This is a genomic window from Paraburkholderia nemoris, assembly GCF_905221015.1.
Classification (GTDB): Bacteria; Pseudomonadota; Gammaproteobacteria; order Burkholderiales; family Burkholderiaceae; genus Paraburkholderia; species Paraburkholderia nemoris.
Map to the genome: position 1 here is coordinate 149,187 of NZ_CAJNBO010000016.1, position 21,027 is coordinate 170,213.

General features: G+C 61.9%; 26 protein-coding genes. 6 read left to right on the plus strand and 20 right to left on the minus strand.

The features are described from left to right. Positions 1-40: 40 nt before the first annotated feature. Positions 41-775, minus strand: coding sequence for a GntR family transcriptional regulator (locus KHO33_RS24575; RefSeq protein WP_054035773.1), 735 nt, complete (start codon positions 773-775; stop codon positions 41-43). Positions 776-1,149: 374 nt separating this feature from the next. Here KHO33_RS24575 and KHO33_RS24580 point away from each other — a divergent pair, with 374 nt between their 5' ends. Next, a complete protein-coding gene (locus KHO33_RS24580) occupies positions 1,150-2,076 on the plus strand; it encodes a bifunctional helix-turn-helix transcriptional regulator/GNAT family N-acetyltransferase (RefSeq protein ID WP_200563961.1) in 927 nt (308 codons plus the stop codon). 93 nt (positions 2,077-2,169) lie between these two features. On the opposite strand, the gene KHO33_RS24585 is transcribed toward KHO33_RS24580, so the two are convergent. After that, positions 2,170-2,982, minus strand: a complete 813-nt coding sequence (locus KHO33_RS24585) for a MetQ/NlpA family ABC transporter substrate-binding protein (protein ID WP_200563963.1) — start codon at positions 2,980-2,982, stop codon at positions 2,170-2,172. 298 nt (positions 2,983-3,280) lie between these two features. Here KHO33_RS24585 and KHO33_RS24590 point away from each other — a divergent pair, with 298 nt between their 5' ends. Next, on the plus strand, positions 3,281-3,571 hold the full coding sequence (locus tag KHO33_RS24590) for a YciI family protein (protein ID WP_154564579.1): 291 nt from the start codon (positions 3,281-3,283) through the stop codon (positions 3,569-3,571). Between the two features lie 64 nt (positions 3,572-3,635). Here the strand turns inward: KHO33_RS24590 and KHO33_RS24595 are convergent, their stop codons facing one another. The 5 genes from KHO33_RS24595 to KHO33_RS24615 form a co-directional block, all read right to left on the minus strand. Beyond that, positions 3,636-4,265: an SCO family protein gene (locus tag KHO33_RS24595; RefSeq protein ID WP_054035769.1), complete on the minus strand. Its 630-nt coding sequence runs from the start codon at positions 4,263-4,265 to the stop codon at positions 3,636-3,638. Between the two features lie 5 nt (positions 4,266-4,270). Further along, the gene (gene cyoE, locus KHO33_RS24600) at positions 4,271-5,176 is read right to left on the minus strand and encodes a heme o synthase (protein WP_054035767.1); all 906 of its coding nucleotides are present in this window, start codon (positions 5,174-5,176) and stop codon (positions 4,271-4,273) included. 6 nt (positions 5,177-5,182) lie between these two features. Next, positions 5,183-6,292 (minus strand): COX15/CtaA family protein, encoded by a 1,110-nt coding sequence (locus KHO33_RS24605; protein ID WP_200563966.1) that lies wholly within the window; start codon positions 6,290-6,292, stop codon positions 5,183-5,185. Positions 6,293-6,314: 22 nt separating this feature from the next. Continuing rightward, positions 6,315-6,977, minus strand: a complete 663-nt coding sequence (locus KHO33_RS24610) for an SCO family protein (RefSeq protein ID WP_200563969.1) — start codon at positions 6,975-6,977, stop codon at positions 6,315-6,317. Positions 6,978-7,053: 76 nt separating this feature from the next. Beyond that, the gene (locus KHO33_RS24615; protein ID WP_200563972.1) at positions 7,054-7,770 is read right to left on the minus strand and encodes an SURF1 family protein; all 717 of its coding nucleotides are present in this window, start codon (positions 7,768-7,770) and stop codon (positions 7,054-7,056) included. Between the two features lie 114 nt (positions 7,771-7,884). Between KHO33_RS24615 and KHO33_RS24620 the strand changes: the two genes are divergently transcribed. Continuing rightward, complete coding sequence (locus tag KHO33_RS24620) at positions 7,885-8,094, plus strand: twin transmembrane helix small protein (RefSeq protein ID WP_007179452.1); 210 nt, start codon at positions 7,885-7,887, stop codon at positions 8,092-8,094. A gap of 185 nt (positions 8,095-8,279) precedes the next feature. Here KHO33_RS24620 and KHO33_RS24625 read toward each other — a convergent pair whose 3' ends face one another. From KHO33_RS24625 to KHO33_RS24660, 8 genes are all read right to left on the minus strand, one after another. Continuing rightward, a complete protein-coding gene (locus KHO33_RS24625; RefSeq protein WP_054035761.1) occupies positions 8,280-9,137 on the minus strand; it encodes a cytochrome c oxidase subunit 3 in 858 nt (285 codons plus the stop codon). Positions 9,138-9,268: 131 nt separating this feature from the next. Next, on the minus strand, positions 9,269-9,478 hold the full coding sequence (locus KHO33_RS24630) for a DUF2970 domain-containing protein (RefSeq protein ID WP_054035759.1): 210 nt from the start codon (positions 9,476-9,478) through the stop codon (positions 9,269-9,271). A gap of 34 nt (positions 9,479-9,512) precedes the next feature. Then, positions 9,513-10,127: a cytochrome c oxidase assembly protein gene (locus KHO33_RS24635; RefSeq protein WP_054035757.1), complete on the minus strand. Its 615-nt coding sequence runs from the start codon at positions 10,125-10,127 to the stop codon at positions 9,513-9,515. Between the two features lie 49 nt (positions 10,128-10,176). Next, entirely contained in the window at positions 10,177-10,311 is a 135-nt protein-coding gene (locus KHO33_RS24640) for a cytochrome oxidase small assembly protein (protein WP_211607278.1), read from the minus strand. 117 nt (positions 10,312-10,428) lie between these two features. Continuing rightward, the gene (ctaD, locus tag KHO33_RS24645; protein WP_054035755.1) at positions 10,429-12,042 is read right to left on the minus strand and encodes a cytochrome c oxidase subunit I; all 1,614 of its coding nucleotides are present in this window, start codon (positions 12,040-12,042) and stop codon (positions 10,429-10,431) included. Positions 12,043-12,086: 44 nt separating this feature from the next. Continuing rightward, positions 12,087-13,703, minus strand: coding sequence for a cytochrome c oxidase subunit II (gene coxB, locus KHO33_RS24650; RefSeq protein WP_054035753.1), 1,617 nt, complete (start codon positions 13,701-13,703; stop codon positions 12,087-12,089). A gap of 66 nt (positions 13,704-13,769) precedes the next feature. Beyond that, positions 13,770-14,243 carry a DUF2244 domain-containing protein gene (locus tag KHO33_RS24655; RefSeq protein WP_063494650.1) on the minus strand — a complete coding sequence of 158 codons (474 nt, stop codon included), beginning with the start codon at positions 14,241-14,243 and terminating at the stop codon, positions 13,770-13,772. A gap of 314 nt (positions 14,244-14,557) precedes the next feature. Next, complete coding sequence (locus KHO33_RS24660; protein ID WP_200564240.1) at positions 14,558-15,523, minus strand: methyltransferase domain-containing protein; 966 nt, start codon at positions 15,521-15,523, stop codon at positions 14,558-14,560. An 84-nt stretch (positions 15,524-15,607) separates the two neighbouring features. Here KHO33_RS24660 and KHO33_RS24665 point away from each other — a divergent pair, with 84 nt between their 5' ends. After that, entirely contained in the window at positions 15,608-16,402 is a 795-nt protein-coding gene (locus KHO33_RS24665; protein ID WP_407946195.1) for a ComF family protein, read from the plus strand. A gap of 18 nt (positions 16,403-16,420) precedes the next feature. Beyond that, positions 16,421-16,891, plus strand: a complete 471-nt coding sequence (trmL, locus tag KHO33_RS24670; RefSeq protein ID WP_054035748.1) for a tRNA (uridine(34)/cytosine(34)/5-carboxymethylaminomethyluridine(34)-2'-O)-methyltransferase TrmL — start codon at positions 16,421-16,423, stop codon at positions 16,889-16,891. On the opposite strand, the gene KHO33_RS24675 is transcribed toward trmL, so the two are convergent. The 5 genes from KHO33_RS24675 to KHO33_RS24695 all read right to left on the minus strand — a co-directional run bounded on the left by KHO33_RS24675 (position 16,864) and on the right by KHO33_RS24695 (position 19,857). Further along, positions 16,864-17,412: an O-acetyl-ADP-ribose deacetylase gene (locus tag KHO33_RS24675; protein ID WP_200563975.1), complete on the minus strand. Its 549-nt coding sequence runs from the start codon at positions 17,410-17,412 to the stop codon at positions 16,864-16,866. The two genes, trmL and KHO33_RS24675, sit on opposite strands and share 28 nt — an antisense overlap. Positions 17,413-17,507: 95 nt before the next feature. Continuing rightward, entirely contained in the window at positions 17,508-18,506 is a 999-nt protein-coding gene (locus tag KHO33_RS24680; protein ID WP_200563977.1) for an NAD(P)H-dependent glycerol-3-phosphate dehydrogenase, read from the minus strand. A gap of 22 nt (positions 18,507-18,528) precedes the next feature. Further along, complete coding sequence (secB, locus tag KHO33_RS24685) at positions 18,529-18,999, minus strand: protein-export chaperone SecB (RefSeq protein WP_054035743.1); 471 nt, start codon at positions 18,997-18,999, stop codon at positions 18,529-18,531. A gap of 175 nt (positions 19,000-19,174) precedes the next feature. Beyond that, a complete protein-coding gene (gene grxC / locus KHO33_RS24690) occupies positions 19,175-19,435 on the minus strand; it encodes a glutaredoxin 3 (protein ID WP_054035740.1) in 261 nt (86 codons plus the stop codon). After that, positions 19,432-19,857, minus strand: coding sequence for a rhodanese-like domain-containing protein (locus tag KHO33_RS24695; RefSeq protein WP_054035864.1), 426 nt, complete (start codon positions 19,855-19,857; stop codon positions 19,432-19,434). The genes grxC and KHO33_RS24695 overlap by 4 nt, the downstream gene beginning before the upstream one ends. 137 nt (positions 19,858-19,994) lie before the next feature. Between KHO33_RS24695 and gpmA the strand changes: the two genes are divergently transcribed. Continuing rightward, positions 19,995-20,741 carry a 2,3-diphosphoglycerate-dependent phosphoglycerate mutase gene (gpmA, locus tag KHO33_RS24700; RefSeq protein ID WP_054035739.1) on the plus strand — a complete coding sequence of 249 codons (747 nt, stop codon included), beginning with the start codon at positions 19,995-19,997 and terminating at the stop codon, positions 20,739-20,741. Positions 20,742-21,027: the final 286 nt, after the last annotated feature.

Here is a 21,027-nt window from a genome sequence, read left to right on the forward strand (position 1 = left end):
GCTATGCCGCACGTGACGGTGGCCCGCTCAGGCGCGCCAATCAGGTGCGCAATTCAGCGACAAAGTCGTAGTAATCGTCGCGGCAATAGGTGTCGGTCAGTTCAATCGCACGCTGGTCCGCGCTATACCCGATACGGGTAATGACCAGCAGCGCCGAACGCGGTTCGATATCCATCAACGAGGCGATTTCGCTCGAAGCATTGACCGCACGAAAGTGCTGCAGGGCGCGCACGACGGCAGCGCCACGTTGTTCGAGATAGCTGTAAAGCGACACGCCGATGGCCAGCGGATCGGGCACGATCGCCGCAGGCAGCGCCGAATGCTCGACCGCCATCACGATGCCGTCCGCGCGCCGCAGCCGCCGCAGGCTCGTCACGGCCGCACCGGGCGACAGGCCGAGGTGCACCAGCTCATCACGGTTGGCGGCGCGGATATCGCGCTCGAGCCACACCGAATCCGGCCGGAACCCGCGTTGCTGCATCTTCTTCGTGAAACCGGTGAGCCGCGACAGCGGATCTTCGACGCGCGGCGTAATGAAGCTGCCTGCGCCCCGCGCCCGCCGGATCAAGCCTTGTTCGACCAGAAGCTCGATCGCCTTACGCGCGGTGATGCGCGACACGCCGATCGCATCCGAAAGCGTGCGCTCCGAAGGCAGCGCTTCACCCGCCGACCACACGCCGCAGTGGATCGCCGTCGCCAGATTGCGCGCGAGCTGCAGATAGAGCGGCGTGACGTTGCGAGCGTCAGGCATCAGTGCGGACCAGCGAGTTTCCATGGGGCTCCGGCGGTCGTCGAGAAGAATGCGGCCTACGAAAATGAGAGCCCATTATATAACCAACATAATACCAGTCAATCAACTGGTCTCATGCTGGCATGGATCGGCGGAAAGCCTTGCTGGATAAGCGTCAGAGGGCGATTTGAGGGCTTCGGAGAGCGGTTTACAGGGATCGGGATTTACCCGTATTCGGGATGCTGGGCGGCATCCTGGTGGTCCATAGTGGTTCTCTTCCCGGCCGGATTGACGCCCTAAAATCCATACCTTTCTGATACCACTTAGGAACACTCCTTGGGCCGCGCGGCTTTTTTAATGGGTTCCGTTCCAATATAGTGATGCGTAGCTAGCCAAAAAAATCCCCCGGGGAGCCGCATTTGACAGATTCCGAGGCGCTGCGGCGCGCTCAGGCCGTCCGCCATTTCAACCGCTTCTATACCCAGCTCATCGGCGCTCTGCACGAGCATCTGGCAAAGAGCGCCTTCTCGCTGACGGAAGTACGCGTTCTACACGAACTGTCCCGCGGACGCGCGCAGACAGCCTCGGTGCTCGGGCGCAACCTCGGTCTCGATAGCGGCTACCTCAGCCGCCTTCTGACCAGTTTCGAACGACGCAACCTGATTACGCGGCGCCCCTCCGACACGGACGCGCGCCAGTCGCTGATCGCCCTCACCGACGACGGCCACGCGGCCTACGCGCCGCTCGATACGGCGGCGATCGACGAAGTAACGGCGCTGCTGAACGGCCTCACCGCGCTTTCCCAGGAACATCTGATCGCCGCGATGAAGGTGATCGAGCGCCTGCTCGACAGCAAGCCGCAGCATGAACTCGTGATCCTTCGGCAGCCGCGCGCCGGCGAGTGCGGCTGGCTCGTGCATCGGCAGGCGCAGTGGTTCGCCGCGCAATACGGCTGGGATCAGTCGTTCGAAGGCTTGCTCGCGCGCGTCGTTGCCGATTACTCGCAGCGCAACGATCCCGTGCGCGAGATGTGCTGGGTTGCCGATCAGGACGGCATGGTGGTCGGCTCGGTGTGCATCGTCGGGATCTCGACGACCGTGGCGGGCGTGCGGCTCTTGTGGGTCGAGCCGGATGTGCAGCGCCTTGGCATCGGCACGCAATTGATGAACGAATGCGTGCGCTTCGCGCGGCGCGCGGGCTACACCAAACTCACGCTGACCACGGCCAGCACGCTCAATGAGCCGCGCCGGCTATGCGAGCGCGCCGGCTTCCAGCTCGTCTGTACGACGGCGGAACGGCGCTTCGGCAGGGATCTGATGATCGAGCGGTGGGAGTTGGAGTTGTAGTCCCGCCAACGAATACGCGACGTGCGGACAAAAAAACGCCACGGTTTATCACCGTGGCGTTTTCGTTTTGCGCAGCAGATTCAAGAGTGTCGCTCAGAACGACGGCACCACCGAACCCTTGAACTGCGTCTTGATGAACTGGCGCACGTCTTCCGACTGGTAAGCCGCGACCAGCTTCTTGACCCACGGCTTGTCCTTGTCCTGCGCGCGCACGGCGATCAGGTTCGCGTACGGGCTGTGGATATCTTCGAGCGCGATCGCGTCTTTGGTCGGCTGCAGACCGGCGGCCAGCGCGAAGTTCGTGTTGATCGCGGCAGCGTCGACGTCCGACAGCGAGCGCGGCAGTTGTGCCGCGTCGAGCTCGACCAGCTTGATCTTCTTCGGATTCTCGGCGACGTCGAGCGCTGTAGCGTTATTGCCGTTCGTGCCCGCGCCGGCCTTCAGCTTGATCACGCCTTGCGCCTGCAACAGCAACAGCGCGCGGTTTTCGTTCGACGGATCATTCGGCACCGCGATCTTCGCGCCTTGCGCCAGATCCTTCAGCGACTTCAGCTTCTTCGAATAGATGCCGAGCGGCGAAATGTACGTCAGGCCCGCATTGACGATCTTGTAGCCACGTTGCTTGACCTGGCTGTCGAGGTACGGCTGGTGCTGGAAGCTGTTCGCATCCAGATCGCCGGCGTCGAGCGCGGCGTTCGGCTGCACGTAGTCGTTGAATTCGACAACCTTCACATTCAGGCCATCGCGCTTCGCCACTTTCGTGACGACTTCCCAGATTTGCGCGTCCGGGCCGCCGATGGTGCCGACCTTGATGACCTTATCGTCAGCGTGTGCGCCGAAGCTGGTGACGATCGCCGCTCCGGCGATTACTGCCGAGAGGGCTTTGAGGATATTTCTGCGCTGCATGTAATTCTCGCTTGTTCTGATCGATGTCAGATTCGGGTGGAAGCCGGCGGCAGGCATCTTGTGGACGCGCCGCCAACTGGACCGTAAATGGTCTCATACGCCCGGCGAGATGGGAAATATCACGATCGCATATGGTTATGCACCTGCAATGGCGCTGTTCGCGTGGAACGCGCTCACCGTAGCCGGAGCGATGCACTAAGCTCCGTAGCTCGCGCGCACCAAATCAACCACTGACAGATAATCGAAGGTCATTGCCCGCAAAACCGTGCGGCCCATTTGTTCGCTTACGAGAACGCTCATGTACGTCATCAACCTCATCTACACCGCATCGCTTGACCGCGTCGACGACGCACTCGAAGCGCACCGCGCTTTTCTGACACAACAGTTCGAAGCAGGCGTATTCGTCGCCGCCGGACCGAAGGTGCCGCGCGACGGCGGCATCATTCTGGCGGTGCGCATCGAGCGCGATAAGCTGGATGAGATTCTCGCCAGCGACCCGTTCGCCGAACAGAAGCTCGCGCGTTACGAGGTGACGGAGTTCAAGGCGACGCGGCTAGCGCCGGGAATGAATTTGCCGATGCCGGCTTGAGGACAACTGCGAAGGAAACTGAATACGGGCGCGCGGCAGACACGCGCCCGTCTGCATCAACGCATTAATCGAGCAGCAGCTTGATATCGTGCACCCACGGCGTAGCGCCCTGACCGTCACGCGCGAATAAACGCAGCTTGCCGTCCGGGTCGAACACATAGCTCGCTGCCGTGTGGTCCATCGTGTAGCTATCGGCTGTCTTGCCCGGCACTTTCGCGTAGTACACGCGGAAGTCTTTTGTGATCTTGGTGAGTTGCGCCTGGTCCGCCGGACGCAAGCCGACGAACGTCGGATTGAACGCCGGCACGTATTGCGCAAGCAGGGGCGGCGTGTCGCGGTCGGGATCGACGGTGACGAACAGCACCTGCACACGCTTCGCGTCTTCCGGGCCCAGTTGCTGCAGCGCTTGCGAAAGCTCGGCCATCGTGGTCGGGCAAACGTCCGGGCAATGCGTATAGCCGAAGAACAGCACCACCACCTTGCCCTTGTAATCCGCCATCGAGCGGACGTGGCCGGTCGTGTCGGGCAGCGAGAAGTCGCTCCCGAATTGCGTGTTGCCGGTGATGTCGAGGTTCTGGAACGCCGGCGGCTGCTTGCCGCAGCCGGCCACCAGCAACGCGCCGCCGAGTGCGCAAGCGATCACGGTGACACGCGCGGCGGCACGCGCCGTGCGCACAATGCGTTGTGTAAGCATGGGTGTTACGCGCCGATCACGACGCGCGCATAGTGGTCGATCAACAGCGCGGCGAAGAGCAGCGACAGATAAACGATCGAGTAACGGAAGGTCTTACGCGCCAGATCGTCGGAATAGTCCCGGTAGATCTTCCACGCATATGCGAGGAACACGGCGCCGAGCAACACGGCTGCCGCGAGGTACACCACGCCGCTCATGCCGGAGATGAATGGCATCATCGTGACCGCGAACAGGATCACCGTGTACAGCAGAATATGCAGGCGAGTGTACTTTTCGCCGTGCGTGTTCGGCAGCATCGGCAGACCGGCGTTTTCGTAGTCTTTGCGGCGATACAGTGCGAGCGCCCAGAAATGCGGCGGCGTCCACACGAAAATGATCAGTACGAGAATCCATGCGTCACCCGGCACGTGACCGGTGACGGCGGCCCAACCGAGCGCCGGCGGCATCGCGCCGGACGCGCCGCCGATCACGATGTTCTGCGGCGTAGCCGGTTTGAGCAGCAACGTATAGATAACCGCATAGCCGACGAAAGTGGCGAGCGTGAGCCACATGGTCAGCGGATTAGCGAACGTGTAGAGCGTCCACATGCCGAGTCCGCCGAGCACGGCCGAAAACAGCAGGATCTGCGGGGTCGTGATTTCACCGCGCGCGGACGGCCGCCACGACGTGCGACGCATCTTCGCGTCGATCTTCTGTTCCATCAGGCAATTGATGGCGAACGCCGCACCGGCCAGCAGCCAGATGCCGACCGTGCCGCCGATCAGGACGGTCCACGGCACCATGCCGGGCGTCGACAGAAACATGCCGATGACTGCGCAGAACACAGCGAGCTGCGTGACGCGCGGCTTCGTCAGGGCGATGTACTGGGAGACCCGGCTACCGGGCGTTTGGGAGAGAGTTGTGCTGTCCATGTGGGGTCACGCTGGCGCGGCATCGCGCGCAGGCAACACGGCGCGGCCGGGACGGCTATAAGCGATCCGAAAGTTTAACATAACGAGCAGAAGCAGCAGGATCGCGGCCCCCCCGTTATGCGCGACCGCAATGGGCAACGGCCATTGCAGGACGATGTTCGACAGACCGGTGATGAACTGGATCAGCACCACCAGCAACACGCCGTTTGCCGGCCGCCGCAGCGACTCGAAACGGCGCAGTTTCAGCGCGAACCACACCAGATAGGCGACCACGACGATCGCGAACGTACGGTGAGTCCAGTGAATCGCGACCAGCGCATCTTGCGTGATCATGTCGCCGTCACCGGTCATGCCGAGCGCGCGCCACAGGTGAAAACCGTGCGTGAAGTCCATCGGCGGGACCCATTGCCCGTTGCAAGTCGGGAAGTCCGTGCACGCGAGCACCGCGTAGTTCGTGCTGACCCAGCCGCCCAAAGCGATCTGCACCACCAGCAGCACGAGACCGGCGATCGCCGCCGCGCGCCAGCGCGCAGCTTCGGGCTCATAAGCCGGCAGCGGTGTCTGGCGCGCGGCCAGCCAGCCGAGCGTGCCGAGCAACGCGAGGCCGAGCAGCAAATGGGTCGTCACGATGATCGGTTGCAACTTCATGGTCACGGTCCACGCGCCGAATGCACCCTGCACGAGAATCAGCAGCAGCAGCGAAGTCGGCCACCACGGCGACACATGCAGCGGACGGCGCTTGATACGAGCCGTCCACGCAATCAACGTCTGCGCGATGATCAGCACGCCGATCGCCATCGCGAAGTAACGGTGAATCATCTCGATCCACGCCTTTGTCATGCTGACCGGTCCGGTCGGCATCAATTGATGCGCGGCGGTAATCGCGGCGTGCGCGATGAACGGCGACGACGTGCCGTAGCAACCAGGCCAGTCCGGGCAGCCGAGACCGGAATCGGTGAGACGCGTAAAGCCGCCGAACATCACCAGGTCCAGCGTCAGGAAAGTGGTGAGCCACACCAGCTTGCGGAATTTGTTGTCGTCCGCCTTGACCCATACATAGGACAGCGGCAACAACGCGATACACAAGCCGATCAGGGCCAGTTGAAGTACGAACATCTTTCTTACCCTTGTTGCAGCATCAGCCGATGCTCGACCATTTGAGCAACTTGGTCACGTCGCCCTTGATCTTGCTGGGGTTTGGATCTTTCGGGAAACGCATCATCAGATTGCCGTTCGGATCGACCATATAGATGTGGTCGGCGAGTTGGGTGCCGGTGTCGGTCGGCAGCCATGCGGACACCTGCGCCGGATTGGCGATCAGCATGTTGGTGTCGGGGTAGGCCTTTTGTATCACGTCGGACACGTTGCCTGCATCGGTGCGCAGCCACACTTCGACGACGCGCTCGCGTTCCGGGCCCTGAGCTGCGCGGATTTGTCGCATGAAGTACAGCTTGGTGACGCAGGCTTTGTCACATGCACTGTTGTCGACGGAGATCATCAGCCAGCGGCCACGCAGCGTCGCGAGCTTGATCGGCTTGCCGTCTTCCCCCGTGACGACGAGCGAATCGGGAATCGGCCGCTGTGGTTCGACCAGCGTGCCGTAGCTCGTGCTGCCGCCGGCCGGCTTGACCACGTAGTAAACGAAATACGATACGACGATCGGCGCGGCACAGATGACCGCCAGCAACAGCAGCATCCAGCGGCCACGCTTCCAAGATCCCTCGCCATTGGGTTGACCGGGCATCGCTTTCGGAGCTACGGGTTTGCCGGCTTGCGGCGAACGGGGAGATTGCGTCGACACTACAGGACCTCTTTCAATGATTGCGCGGCTTCGAGCCCCTTGCTCATGCTCAGGGCACGTAACCGCAAGCGATGCGTTACACGCTCGGGGCGTGCTCTTTCTTCGCGGCGCGCCGCGCGGCGTACAAGCCGAAGACCAGCGCCGCGGCCGCCATGCCCCACCACTGGAACATGTAGCCGTAGTTAGTTTCTACGCCGGTTGTCGGCGCCGGCCAGTCGCGCACCAGCTTATCGCCGTCGTCGCTCAATTGCTGGATCACGAACGATTGCAACGGTAACCCGGTTTCCGCGGCGTAGGCCGCCGTATCGAGATTCTGGCGGATCTTCTGATGCGCCGCCGATCCGCCTTGCCCTAACTCAAAAGCGCGCGAAGCATCGGCACGCGCAATGCCTTCGATTTCGATCTCGCCTTGCGGCGTGACATACGGCGCGATGGTCTCGCGATTGTTCATGTTGCGCGGCAGCCAGCCGCGATTGACCAGCACATACCCGCCGTCGGCCAGTTTAAAAGGCATCACGACGTAAAAGCCCGGCTGATCGTTATACGGGCGATTATCCAGATAGACGACTTTGTCCGCGACGAAACTGCCACGCGCCTTCACGCGATGGAATTCGATGTCCTTGAGTGCAACCGGCGTGGCGCTCACAGGCTGCGCGGGTGCGTCTTCGAACTGCGTGATGTGGGCCTCGAGTGCTTCCTTCTGATGCGCGCGATCGCGCTGCCAGAAGCCAAGCCGCACCGTCACTGCAATCACCAGCAGAATTAGTAGCGCGGGAATGAGGCGGAACTTCATCGATCACACTCCGCCATCACCGCTTGCGCCACCGTCTGTAACCTGCAGCAGACGCTGACACGCGGTGCGATAATAAACGTCTTGCCTCTGCGCTTCCTGGTTTCAGTTGGTTCCATGCACATTCTCGTTCCCATCGCCTTCGTCCTGATCATCGCCAGCATGGTGTCCGCGCTTTACTTCATGATGCATGACAAGGGCAAGACCAAGCGGATGGTCTGGTCGCTCGCCACGCGGGTGGGTCTGTCGATCTCGCTCTTCCTGTTCATCCTGTTCGCTCACTGGATGGGCTGGATTCAGTCGACCGGCATTCCTTACGGGCGTTGAGCTCGGCGAAAAAAGCTTTACGTCACCCAACCCACCAAACAAAACGCCGCCCTGACAGGGTCGAGGGCGGCGCTCCATGACTTGCGTACTGGTCGTGCGCCGCGCCCTTGATGGGCGAAGCGCGAACAGCCTGCACACGTTCCGGAAACCGTTCGGTTTTCAGTACGTATGCAGGCCAGACTGCGTTACAGCCAGTACACGACGACGTACAGCCCAAGCCACACGACGTCCACAAAGTGCCAGTACCAGGCGGCGCCTTCGAATGCGAAGTGATGCTCCGCGGTGAAGTGGCCGCGAATCATCCGCACCAGCACCACGGCCAGCATCGTACCGCCGAGGAACACGTGGAAACCGTGGAAGCCCGTCAGCAGGAAGAACGTCGAACCATACACACCCGAAGCCAGCGTCAGGTTCAGTTCGTTATACGCGTGGAAATACTCGAAGCCTTGCAGGAACAGGAAGCAGACGCCCAGCACCAGCGTAGCCGCCAGCCAGATGATCGCCTTCTTGCGGTGATCTTCACGCAGCGCGTGGTGCGAAACCGTCAGCGTCGCGCCGGAAGACAGCAGCAGCGCCGTGTTGATGGTCGGCACCGGCCACGGCTGCATCGACTTGAAAGTCGAGACCAGCGCTGCTGGACCGTTGTTCGGCCACACCGCCGAGAAATCCGGCCAGATCAGCTTGTAGTCGAGGCTGCCGAGCTGATGCAGCGCGATTTCACGTGCATAGAACAGCGCGCCGAAGAAAGCGCCGAAGAACATCACTTCGGAGAAGATGAACCAGCTCATGCTCCAGCGGTACGACTTGTCGACATTCTTGCCGTACATGCCGCCTTCCGACTCTGCGATCGCGTCGCCGAACCAGTGCCACAAGGTATAGAGCAACCACAGCAACCCGACGACGACGCCGAGCGGCGCCCAGTCGTGGTCGTTGATCCAGGCCGCAAGCGATCCGAGCATGACCAGCAACCCAGCGGCGGCGCTGATCGGATGCCGCGACGGATGCGGTACGAAATAGTACGGGCTCTCGTTTTGACCGCTCATTCTTGATTCTCCACTTCAGTCCAGTTGTTCCGGAATCTCCGGCTGTATCTTCGGCGGCGCGTCGATACCGCACCGCTTCTCTCTAATTCGTGGGCTCTGCTTCGCCCGGTACGACTTGTGTGCCTGCCGGCTCAACCCACTACGGCGTGCACGATCAGGATCAGCACCCCGATCAGGATGGCTACGCTGATCAGCGCTGCTGCAAGCACATGCAGCGGGTTCAACTGCGTTGCGTCCGCTTCCAGATCACGACGCTTGCGCACCCCGAAAAACGACCAGAACACGGCTTTCATCGACTGGCCGAAACTGCTCTTGCGTGGGCTGCCGCGGTTATCGCTCATTAACGTCTTCTTCCTTCGCCTGTGGCCAGTGCCGTCAGGCGGGGTTGGCGGTGGTTGCCGCCGTGTTGGCCGTGGGTGCTGCGCTCCCGGCCGTCGCCGCTGCCGGCGTATTCAACTCAAAGAACGTGTACGACAACGTGATCGTTTTCACATCCTTCGGCAACTTCGGGTCGACGACGAACACCACCGGCAACCGCTTCGTCTGGTTCGCAGTCAACGTCTGCTGCGTAAAGCAAAAACACTCGATCTTCTTGAAGTACTCGGTTGCCTGCTTCGGCGCATAGCTCGGAATGGCTTGCGCCTGTATCGTGCGCGCCTGTTCGTTGCTGACCTCGTACATCACTGTCGTCACTTCGCCCGGATGCACGTCGAGACTACGTTGCTCCGGCTTGAAACCCAGCGGGCCGCGCGCGTTCGCATCGAATTCGATCGAAATCGTGCGGCTCATGTCGACCTGCGTATTCTTCGCCTCACGCACCGTGGCGTCACGCTGCACGAGGTTGTTGATGCCGGTGATCTGGCAGATCGCGCGGTACATCGGCACCAGCGCAAAACCAAAACCGAACATCATCAACGCGACGATGAACAGCTTGATCAACATCGAACGGTTAAAAGAGCGATCGGCGTGAGCCGGCGGTTGCGTCGACATCTCAATCCTCAACAATCCTGCACACAGACTCGAACACCCGCGTACCGCGTCAGGTGAACCACTTCTGATGAATGATGACGCTCGCAAAAAAAGCCGCGGCGATGACAAACATCACGATACCGATCCGCCGGTTGCCCGCGCGAACCTGCTCGGGCGTACGTCTTTCTTGAGGATTGCGCGTCATGCTCGACTTTCTGAATACTTTCGTCACTACAGGGTGCCACCACTGCTCGCATGGCTGCCCGGTTCGGGCGGCGACTGACACCACGCCGCCAGAACCGGCAAGCTCGCTGAACGCCGATTACTCGACCGTCGGCGGGTTTTCGAACGTGTGGAACGGAGCCGGGCTCGGCACGGTCCATTCGAGGCCCGTTGCGCCGTCCCACGGCTTGTCGCCAGCCTTTTCGAGTTCGCCGCCGCCACGGTAGGCCGGCAGTGCAACCGCGAACAGGAAGTAGACCTGTGCCAGACCGAAGCCAAAGGCGCCGATCGAGATGACCTGGTTCCAGTCCGTGAACTGTGCCGGGTAGTCAGCATAACGACGCGGCATACCTGCGAGACCGACGAAGTGCATCGGCAGGAACGCGAGGTTGAAGAAGAACATCGACGCCCAGAAGTGGATCTTGCCGCGCGTTTCGTTGTACATCCAGCCGGTCCACTTCGGCGCCCAGTAGTACCACCCGGAGAACAGCGCGAAGAGCGAACCCGCCACTAGAACGTAGTGGAAGTGGGCCACAACAAAATAGGTACCGTGATACTGGATGTCGAGCGGCGCCATAGCGAGCATCAGACCCGACAGACCGCCAAACGTGAACACCAGCAGGAAGCCGACCGCGAACAGCATAGGCGTTTCGAAGGACAGCGAACCGCGCCACATCGTCGCGACCCAATTGAACACTTTCACACCCGTCGGCACGGCGATCAGCATCGTCGCGTACATGAAGAACAGCTGGCCCGTCACCGGCATGCCCGTTGCGAACATGTGGTGCGCCCAGACCATGAACGACAGAATCGCGATCGACGAGGTTGCGTACACCATCGAGCTATAGCCGAACAGCGGCTTGCGCGAGAAGGCCGGGATCACCTGCGACACGATCCCGAACGCCGGCAAGATCATGATGTACACCTCGGGGTGCCCGAAGAACCAGAAGATGTGCTGGTACATCACCGGGTCGCCGCCGCCTGCCGCGTTGAAGAACGACGTGCCGAAGTGGCGATCGAACAGCACCATGGTGATCGCGCCTGCCAGAACCGGCATCACGGCGATCAGCAGGTACGCGGTGATCAGCCACGTCCAGACGAACATCGGCATCTTCATCAGCGTGAGGCCAGGTGCGCGCATGTTCAGGATCGTCACAACGATGTTGATCCCGCCCATGATCGACGAAGCACCCATCAAGTGGACCGCGAAAATTGCGAAGTCCATGCCCGGGCCCATCTGCGTCGACAACGGTGCGTACAGCGTCCAGCCCGCGGCAGTCGCGCCGCCCGGTGCGAAGAACGAACCGACCAGCAACACTGCAGCCACCGGCAGCAGCCAGAAGCTGAAGTTGTTCATCCGTGCGAAAGCCATGTCCGATGCGCCGATCTGCAGCGGCACCATCCAGTTCGCGAAGCCGACGAAGGCCGGCATGATCGCGCCGAACACCATGATCAGGCCGTGCATGGTGGTCAACTGGTTGAAGAACTCGGGGCGCATGATCTGCAGACCCGGCTCGAACAGTTCGGCACGGATCATCAGCGCCATCACGCCCCCGGAGAGGAACATGGTGAACGAGAAGATCAGGTACAGCGTACCGATGTCCTTGTGATTGGTTGCGAACAGCCAACGACGCCAGCCATGCGGCGTTTCGTGGGCATGGTCGCCGTGCACGTGCTCGTGGCCCGCGGTTACATCGTGTCCGATGCTAGACATGACAATCTCCTAATGCGAATACTGCGGTGCTGACCATGAACACGTCAGGCAGCCGGGCTGATCTGGACACGCCGGGCTTCTTTCGCGTCGCCGCCGCCCGTGATCGTTTCCGGCTTCTTCAAAATAATGTGGTCTTCGGCAATGCCGGCTGCTTTCAGCGCGTCGCGCACGGCTTCGGCACGGGTCTTCGCGAGCTTCGCGTTGACTTCGGCAGAGCCGGTGGCGTCGGTGAAGCCCGACAGCGTGAACTTGGCGTCCGGGTGCGCTTTCGCGTAGGCCGCGGCCGCGTCGACCGCTGCTTTCGCGTCGGCCGGCAGCGTGCTCTTGCCGGTGTCGAAGTAGATGCTTGCCGGGAGTGCAGCCGTGGTGTCCGAGGCGGCCGAAGCGGCTTCTGCACCAGAGGCAGACGTTGCGCCCGAAGCTGCTTCTGCGCCGCTGGCTGCTGCGCCTGCGCTGGCCAGATGATCGCCACCTTCCGGCAGCTTGCCGTTACGGGCGTCCAGAATCTGCTTCGGCTGGAGAATGTCGCCGGTGTGGTTGCCCCACGAATTACGTTCGTACGTGATGACCGAAGCGATTTCGACGTCGTTCAGCGTCGGCGCCCACGACGGCATCGCGTTCTTGCCCTTCAGCACCAGGCTCACGTGCTCGGCGATCGGGCCGTTGGCGATCTTGCTGCCGTCCAGCGCCGGGAATGCACCTGCACCCTTGCCGGTCGGCTGATGGCAGACCGCGCAGTTCGCCGCGTACACCTTGCCGCCGCGCTCCATCAGCTCAGCCATGGTGTAGGTCTTGTTCGGATCGTCCTGGCCGGCGGCCATTTTCTTCTTCTGCGTATCGACCCACTTCGCGTAGTCGTCTGCGGACAGCACTTCGACCACCACCGGCATGAACGCGTGTTCTTTGCCGCACAGTTCCGTACAGAAGCCGCGGAAGGTGCCAGTCTTGTCAGCCTTGAACCACGTGTCGCGCACAAAGCCCGGAATCGCATCCTGCTTCACGCCGAAAGCCGGCACGTACCAGGAGTGGACCACGTCGTTCGCGGTAGTGATGATGCGGATTTTCTTGTCGACCGGGACGACGAGCGGATTGTCGACTTCCTGCAGGTACGTGGTGGAAATCGGTTCGCGGCCATCGGTTTGCGCACGCGGCGTGGCCAGCGTGGACAGGAAGCTGATGCCCTCACCCGGACCCTTCACGTAGTCGTAGCCCCACTTCCACTGATAGCCCGTGACCTTGATGGTGACGTCGGCGTTCGTGGTGTCTTTCATCGCGACGACGGTCTTGGTGGCGGGGAGCGCCATCAGCACGACGATCACGAACGGCACGATCGTCCAGATGATTTCGACGGTAGTGCTTTCGTGGAAATGGGAAGCCTTATGGCCCTTCGATTTGCGGTGCGCAAACATCGAATAGAACATCACTGCGAACACGCCGATGAAGATCACCGTGCACAGGATCAGCATGAACGTGTGGAGGCTGTAGAGCTCCTCAGCGATTTTCGTCGCCGGCGGCTGGAGATTGATCTCGTTGACGGCAGGGCCGCCCGGAACATCGCCCACTGCCAGGGCCGCACCGGCGAAAAGCAGTCCGCTCATCGCCAGCACGCCCATGAGGGCTCGCTTGATTGTTTTCATAGCTTCCTTACCCAAAATTTCCATTCAAACCCTCGACCCCGCTGGCAGGCTGTCTCGCGCTCCCCGTGAACGCCGCGCGTCTCAACACGTCTAACAACGCGTGAGCCACATGCGCAATTCGCCTGCGAACTGCGCGCGCCGATACTGCGCGAGATGTTGCCCGATCATGATCGTCTGTCCGCGCGAGACCAGTTTGATCTGGTCACGCGGCGTTGCGCCCGGTTCGATCCGCACCCAGCGCGGATTGAATTCGAACTGCGTGAGCCGCTCGGCGCTGACCTGCTCGATCACGAGCCGGTTCTGAAACAGCCGGACGCGCTCGTAATCGACAGCATGACGCGCATATATGGCAAACGCGATGCCCACCGCCAGCAATTCAATACCGGTGAACGGCAACACCAGCCAGGCGCCGACCAGAACCAGCATGAAAGCAATTGCCAACGAGAACAACGCAAGCGACACGTAGAAACATACAAACTGCCGCGGTGATATCGAACAGTTGCGCTTCATCGTCCAGTCTTTGAGAACTGGTTCTGAATCCGCCAGCAGATCTGATGCTTCCACCGCTGCCTCCCGCCGACCGTCACCGATCACCGCCTGCGGCCATTGCTTGCGACCGCAGAATCCAGCCACTTGATTACTGCCGCGTCACTTCATGTTGCAGCCCTATGCCTCGGGCCTGCCGCCCCAAATGTGGGAACTCCGGGCGACAAACTGACGCATTATAGGCGCGATCCATGGCATCCACAAGCAAGCCTCAATCGGCTCACAAGCCCGGTGCGACAAGCCTCCGCGCCGTTTTGACGCAGCTTTCGCGCGTCTTTTGAAGCGGTAATTTCAGACATAACAGATGTCCTCTTTACCGCTTCGTTGATTCCTCACCGATTCCTCGACGAACCCCGTCCGATATCCTCGAGCCGCACGATCCCATGCCCTTCGGCCGTGGTGCGCGGCACGGCTTTCCAGGCGTGGCCGTAGATCACTTCGAAGGTCAGCGCGATCGTGCCGTCGGCGCGCCGGCGGGCCTCGAGCGCTGCCAGCAAAGCCTTGTGCAGCCTACGCGCGACGGCATTCGAGGTGGCCTCGCGCTCGAACGGATAGGCGCCCCAGCGGCGCACATCCGCGAGCAGCGACTCGGGCGACTTATACGTAATAGTGAGTGTTTCCTGGTCCATCACCGGAATCTCGAAGCCGCTCTCGACCAGCATGTCCCCGAGGTCATGCATGTCGACAAAGTCGATCACATGCTTGCGCGACGGGACGCCATGCGCAGCCTCGACCTCGGCGTAAGCGCCGCGCAATTCCTTCAGCGAATCGGGACCGAGCGTGCTGAACATCAGCAGGCCGTTCACCTTCAGCACGCGTTGCCACTCGGGAAACACGAGATCGGGCCGCGAGTGCCAGTGGAGAGCGAGATTGGACCAGATGAATTCGAAGGCGCCGGCTGCGAACGGCAGCGCCGAGAAGTCGGCCTGCGCGAAACGCGGACCGCGGGCGCCGAGCGCCTTACCGAGCGTGGCCGGCAGAAAGCGCCGCCAGCTCGTGTCGCCGGAATCGTGATGCAGCGCGCGGCTAAGCATTCCGTGCGACAGATCGGTGCCGAACACCGGCGCCTCGGGGAAGCGTTCGCGCAATCCCGGGATGTCTTCGCCCGCACCGCAACCGGCGTCGAGCACGCTCGAAGGCGCAACCTTGATGTAGTCGAGCCGTTCGCGCATGCGCTGCGCGATTTCGCGCGGCAGGAACGCGACCTGGTCGAAGGTCGCCGCACGGCGGTCGAAAATCTGCCGGAGGCGCCGGGAATCATAGGCCGGACGGCCAGATTGAGACGTAGTTGGGGGCATGGGTGTCGTACTGGCGTAGAGCACGAAGTATACTCGTTCGCTTCCGTCCATTCAGCGTGAAAGGCCTTTGCGGGCGGTCCAATCATGTCACTCCGAGAAAATTCCTCGTCTCCCGGCAGCTCGAACGCACTTTTTGCACGCTTCACGCGCGGCTTATATTCGGCGTGGCCGCATGTGATGCACGCTGCGTTGCCGAACCTGTGCGCACTGTGCGGCAATTTGTCGCATAAAACGCTGTGTGCTGGTTGTGACGAGGCGTACTGGAACGAAGCCAGATTGCGCTGCACGATGTGCGCGGTCCCTTTGTCCGGAACGCGCTGGGCGAGCCACGCGCGATATCGCTGTGCGGATTGCATCGGCGAGCCGCCGCCGTTCGAGGCAACCTTCGCTCTTGCCGATTACCGCCAGCCGCTCGACGCCTTGGCGCTCGGGCTGAAATTCCGCGCCCGGCTAATGCTGGCGCGCGAGTTTGCGCGGCGCCTTGCGCGCCTCGCGGGGGACTCATGGGTGGACGCGGCTGAAAAACCCGATGTGCTCGCGCCCGTGCCGCTGGCCAACAAACGTCTTACTGAGCGCGGCTACAACCAGGCCTGGCAGATTGCGAGGCCCTTGGCCCGCGCGCTGAATGTGCGCAGCGACGCCACCTTGCTGCATCGCGTGATTCACACCGCGCCGCAATCGCGGCTCGACCTGGACGCGCGCCGCCTGAACGTGGGCCGCGCCTTCAAAGTCGCCAAACCGGTGCAAGGTCTGCATGTCGGCATCGTCGACGATGTCATGACGACCGGCGCGACACTCGAAGCGCTGGCGCGTACGCTCAAAGCTGCCGGTGCGCGGCGCGTCACCAACTTCGTCGCGCTGCGTACACCGAAAAACTAGTCTCTATCAGAAGCCATCATGTTCAATGTCGTTCTCGTCGAACCCGAAATCCCGCCGAACACCGGCAACGTCATCCGCCTGTGCGCCAACACCGGCGCACGGCTGCATCTGATCGAGCCGCTCGGCTTTCCGCTCGACGACGCCAAGTTGCGCCGCGCCGGTCTCGACTATCACGAGTACGCGCAGATGAACGTGCATGCCGATTGGGCAGCATTCGTCGCCAAGGAAACGCCCGATCCGGCGCGGATGTTCGCCTTCACCACCCGTGGCTCGGGCCGGTTTCACGAGCATGCGTTTCAATCCGGCGACTGGTTCGTGTTCGGCGCCGAAACGCGCGGCCTGCCTGACACCGTGCTCGATCAATTCGCCAATGAACAACGCGTGCGTCTGCCGATGCGGCCGGGCAATCGGAGTCTGAATCTCTCGAATACGGTCGCTGTGGTCGTGTTCGAAGCGTGGCGTCAGACCGGCTTCGACGGCGGCGCCTGACGGCGCTTCAATTCGGCTTCGTAACGCGCGAGCATGCCTTCGTCGAAACAGGCGAACACCACGTGCTCGATTGTCAGGGTGCGTGGCAAAGTTTCAAGCACAGCGCCCACGGCGATCTGCACGGCTTCGTTGGCAGGAAAATGGTAGATACCGCAACTAATCGCGGGAAATGCAATGCTCGTGCAGCGCGCTTGATGCGCGACTTCGAGCGAGCGTTGATAACAGGAGGCAAGCAGGTCCGCCTCGCCGCGCGCACCGCCCTGCCAGACCGGGCCGACCGCATGGATCACGTGTTTGGCCGGTAACTGGTGGCCACGGGTGATTTTCGCGTCACCCGTGGCGCAGCCGCCGAGCGTTTCGCACTCACGCAGCAATTCCTTGCCGGCCGCGCGGTGAATCGCGCCATCCACACCGCCTCCGCCTAGCAACGAAGTATTCGCAGCATTGACGATCGCATCCACGGCGAGTGTCGTGATGTCGACCACGCGCGCTTCTAGCGTGCAATTGTTAAAACTGGGCATGAGAACCTCGCTGGTCCGAAGCGTCGATAAAACGTGGACAGCGATGGTGGGCAGCCGTTCAGCGCTTTTCGCACCAAACGGCTGAAAGACAAGACTTATTCTGCTTTCGAATCGCGCCGCAGCAAGGCGCTGACGGCGTCGCGGGGCGCTACGCCGTCGAACAGCACGGCACAGACCGCCTGCGTGATCGGCATCTCGATCGCATGAGCGCGAGCGATTGCCAACACAGCTTGCGCACAACGCACGCCTTCGGCCACGTGACCGAGCCCGCCGAGGATGTCGTCGAGCGTACGGCCTGCGGCCAGCTGCACGCCGACCGTGCGATTGCGCGAAAGATCGCCCGTGGCGGTCAGGATCAGATCGCCCAGCCCGGTCAAACCGGTGAACGTCTCCGCCCGCCCGCCGAGCGTCACGCCGAGGCGCGACATTTCAGCGAGACCACGTGTAATCAACGCCGCGCGTGCGTTGAGACCGAGGCCAAGGCCATCGGCGATACCCGTGGCAATCGCCAGCACGTTCTTCACCGCGCCGCCCACTTCCACGCCGACGATATCGTCGCCGGTATAGATGCGCATGGCGCCATGATGGAACGCGGCAACCGTGCGCTCCCGGCATGTCGGCGACGTGCTCGCGATCGTCAACGCGACCGGCAAGCCCTGCCCGACTTCACGAGCGAAACTCGGACCCGACAGCACGCCGTTACTGCCATGCCCCGGCAATTCAGCCGCGACCACCTGATGCGGCAACAACTGCGAGTCGGCTTCGAAACCTTTGCACAACCACACCACATGCGCCGGCACTTTGCCCGCGTCGTGCATCGCCCGGAACAAACCCCGCAGCCCGGCGACGGGCGTCGCCACGACGCATAACGCATCGTCGGCGAGCGCGTGGTCGAGCGCTGCGTTCAGATCGGCTTCATAGCGAAGGGACGCCGGCAACGCAACGCCCGCCAGATAACGGGCGTTTTCGTGCGAGGCGAACAGATCGGCGATGAGCGCGGGTTCACGCGCCCACAGCACCGTGTCGTGCCGTGCGGCCAGATGGCCGGCGAGGGCTGTGCCCCATGCGCCGGCGCCGAGGACAGCAACCTTCATAGCCGGCACCGAACGGACGCGTTTAATGCGTGACGCCGTTTTGCGCCGCGCCTTCCTGGCCGCCCATTTGCGCGAGACGTTGCTCGTACAGCGCCTGGAAGTTGATCTCGGCGAGGTGGATCGGCGGGAAGCCCGCGCGGGTGATCGCGTCAGCGATGTTCGAGCGCAGGTACGGGAACAGGATCGTCGGGCAGGCAATGCCGACCAGCGGATCGATCTGTTCAGCCGGAATGTTGCGGATGTCGAAAATGCCGGCTTGCTTGGCTTCGATCAGGAACGCAACCTTGTCCGACACCTTGGCCGTGACCGTGCCCGTCACGAGGATTTCGAACACGGTGTCGGCGAGGCGCTCGGCCTTCACGTCGACTTCCACTTCGACCGACGGCATTTCCTGCTCGAGGAAGATGCCCGGCGAATTCGGCTGCTCGAGCGACATGTCCTTCAGGTAGATGCGCTGGATGTTGAAGAACGGCTGGTTATTCTCGTCGGACATGATTGAGTGATTCCCTGATAGGTATGCATGGCGGCGGCCCATGACTCACGGGCCGCCAGATCGTTGCGGCGCATCGCCGGCCCTCGAGGTTGTCCTTGAAGGGCCCGCACGCGCCGACTTGTATTTCACCTGCCCCACTCACGCGCCGGCCGGCGCACAAGTCAGGCAGCTTCGTTCAGGCAGGTTCGAGCAGAGGCATCAAACCGCCCGCGCGATCGAGCGCGGACAGATCATCGTACCCACCGACATGCGTCTCGCCGATGAACACCTGCGGCACTGTGCGGCGACCGGTCCGGGTCATCATTTCTTCACGACGGGCCGGGTCCTTGTCGATCAGTACCTTTTCAACGTGCTCGACGCCGCGCGACTTTAAAAGACGTTCGGCCATCTGGCAATACGGGCACACCTGGGTGCTGTACATGATGACTTTGTTCACTTGGCTGCTCCTTGTTTCACAACCGGCATGCCGGCTTTCTGCCAGGCGTCGACACCGCCTTCGAGAACATGGACTTCGGCGTAACCCGCATCCTGCACGATACGCGCTGCCTTGTTCGACTGCTGGCCGGTCTGGCATACCAGCAGTACCGGGTTGCTCTTGTTCTTCACGAGTTGCGCGACTTTCGCCTGCAGCTCTGCAAATTCAAGGTGCCGTGCCGCGGGCAGATGGCCCTTGGCAAAGTCAGCGGACGGACGCAGATCGATGACCGCCGCATTGCGCCGGTTGATCAGTTGGGTGGCTTCAGCGGCCGACAGGCCCCCGCGGCCGCGCCGGCTGATCGTCGGCCACAGCAGCAACCCACCGGAGATGAGGACGATTGCGATCAGTACAAGGTTTGTGTAATCAGTGAAAAACTTCACGGAAAATCCGCCGAAAAAGAGAGAAATCGAAAAGGGCAATCCACCCATTATAAAATAACCGTCTGACGCGATGGCGGCGCTCCTCTAGAGGACCCTCGCAGCGCTTTACCGCTTCCTTACTACCGACCGGCAATCTCATGTACAAACTCGTTCTCATCCGCCACGGCGAATCGACGTGGAACAAGGAAAACCGCTTCACGGGCTGGGTCGACGTCGACCTCACCGAACAGGGCAATCGTGAAGCGCAGCAAGCCGGCGTGCTGCTGAAGGAATCGGGCTATTCGTTCGATATCGCCTACACGTCGGTGCTCAAGCGCGCGATCCGCACCCTGTGGCACGTGCAGGACCAGATGGATCTGATGTACCTGCCGGTCGTGCATTCGTGGCGCCTGAACGAGCGCCACTACGGCGCACTGTCGGGTCTGAACAAGGCGGAAACCGCCGCCAAGTTCGGCGACGAACAGGTGCTGGTCTGGCGCCGCAGCTACGACACGCCGCCGCCGGCGCTCGATCCGTCGGACGAACGCGCGCCCTACAACGATCCGCGCTACGCCAAGGTGCCGCGCGAGCAATTGCCGCTCACCGAGTGCCTGAAAGACACCGTCGCGCGCGTTTTGCCGCTGTGGAACGAGTCGATTGCGCCGGCCATCAAGTCGGGCCGCAAGGTCGTGATCGCCGCGCACGGCAACTCGATCCGCGCCATGGTGAAGTACCTCGACAACATTTCGGACGACGACATCGTCGGCCTGAATATCCCGAACGGCGTGCCGCTCGTCTATGAACTCGACGAAAACCTGAAGCCGATCAAGCACTACTATCTGGGCGACCAGGACGCGATTGCGAAGGCCCAGGCCGCTGTGGCCAAGCAGGGCAAGGCGGGCTAACCGGGGCCACCCGCCGCCGCGGCCCCCGTCTGTAGTGGAAATTTGCAGCGGGGCCCCGGCAAACGGCCCGTCCCATCAGCAAGACCTACCGGCATACGCTGCCTGCCGGCTGTCAATTGCGCCATCCCACTGCCATCTTGCGGTTACTGCACATTACTTCGGCGTCGCGAGCGCCGAGTCACGAACCAGGGCCCGCCGGCGCTGTCGAATCACGATTGCCTGCGCTGCGCACTGACTGGACGGGTGTGCAGTTATACTTGTCCGTCCCCATCTCTATCGACGCTGC

What these genes read in the sequence shown, in the direction of transcription:
- KHO33_RS24575 (WP_054035773.1), bottom strand. Translation starts at nt 775, where the DNA reads ATGGAAACTCGCTGGTCCGCACTGATGCCTGACGCTCGCAACGTCACG.
- KHO33_RS24585 (WP_200563963.1), bottom strand. Translation starts at nt 2,982, where the DNA reads ATGCAGCGCAGAAATATCCTCAAAGCCCTCTCGGCAGTAATCGCCGGA.
- KHO33_RS24590 (WP_154564579.1), top strand. Translation starts at nt 3,281, where the DNA reads ATGTACGTCATCAACCTCATCTACACCGCATCGCTTGACCGCGTCGAC.
- KHO33_RS24595 (WP_054035769.1), bottom strand. Translation starts at nt 4,265, where the DNA reads ATGCTTACACAACGCATTGTGCGCACGGCGCGTGCCGCCGCGCGTGTC.
- cyoE (WP_054035767.1), bottom strand. Translation starts at nt 5,176, where the DNA reads ATGGACAGCACAACTCTCTCCCAAACGCCCGGTAGCCGGGTCTCCCAG.
- KHO33_RS24605 (WP_200563966.1), bottom strand. Translation starts at nt 6,292, where the DNA reads ATGTTCGTACTTCAACTGGCCCTGATCGGCTTGTGTATCGCGTTGTTG.
- KHO33_RS24615 (WP_200563972.1), bottom strand. Translation starts at nt 7,770, where the DNA reads ATGAAGTTCCGCCTCATTCCCGCGCTACTAATTCTGCTGGTGATTGCA.
- KHO33_RS24620 (WP_007179452.1), top strand. Translation starts at nt 7,885, where the DNA reads ATGCACATTCTCGTTCCCATCGCCTTCGTCCTGATCATCGCCAGCATG.
- KHO33_RS24625 (WP_054035761.1), bottom strand. Translation starts at nt 9,137, where the DNA reads ATGAGCGGTCAAAACGAGAGCCCGTACTATTTCGTACCGCATCCGTCG.
- KHO33_RS24630 (WP_054035759.1), bottom strand. Translation starts at nt 9,478, where the DNA reads ATGAGCGATAACCGCGGCAGCCCACGCAAGAGCAGTTTCGGCCAGTCG.
- KHO33_RS24635 (WP_054035757.1), bottom strand. Translation starts at nt 10,127, where the DNA reads ATGTCGACGCAACCGCCGGCTCACGCCGATCGCTCTTTTAACCGTTCG.
- KHO33_RS24640 (WP_211607278.1), bottom strand. Translation starts at nt 10,311, where the DNA reads ATGACGCGCAATCCTCAAGAAAGACGTACGCCCGAGCAGGTTCGCGCG.
- ctaD (WP_054035755.1), bottom strand. Translation starts at nt 12,042, where the DNA reads ATGTCTAGCATCGGACACGATGTAACCGCGGGCCACGAGCACGTGCAC.
- coxB (WP_054035753.1), bottom strand. Translation starts at nt 13,703, where the DNA reads ATGGAAATTTTGGGTAAGGAAGCTATGAAAACAATCAAGCGAGCCCTC.
- KHO33_RS24660 (WP_200564240.1), bottom strand. Translation starts at nt 15,523, where the DNA reads ATGCCCCCAACTACGTCTCAATCTGGCCGTCCGGCCTATGATTCCCGG.
- KHO33_RS24665 (WP_407946195.1), top strand. Translation starts at nt 15,608, where the DNA reads ATGTCACTCCGAGAAAATTCCTCGTCTCCCGGCAGCTCGAACGCACTT.
- trmL (WP_054035748.1), top strand. Translation starts at nt 16,421, where the DNA reads ATGTTCAATGTCGTTCTCGTCGAACCCGAAATCCCGCCGAACACCGGC.
- KHO33_RS24675 (WP_200563975.1), bottom strand. Translation starts at nt 17,412, where the DNA reads ATGCCCAGTTTTAACAATTGCACGCTAGAAGCGCGCGTGGTCGACATC.
- KHO33_RS24680 (WP_200563977.1), bottom strand. Translation starts at nt 18,506, where the DNA reads ATGAAGGTTGCTGTCCTCGGCGCCGGCGCATGGGGCACAGCCCTCGCC.
- secB (WP_054035743.1), bottom strand. Translation starts at nt 18,999, where the DNA reads ATGTCCGACGAGAATAACCAGCCGTTCTTCAACATCCAGCGCATCTAC.
- gpmA (WP_054035739.1), top strand. Translation starts at nt 19,995, where the DNA reads ATGTACAAACTCGTTCTCATCCGCCACGGCGAATCGACGTGGAACAAG.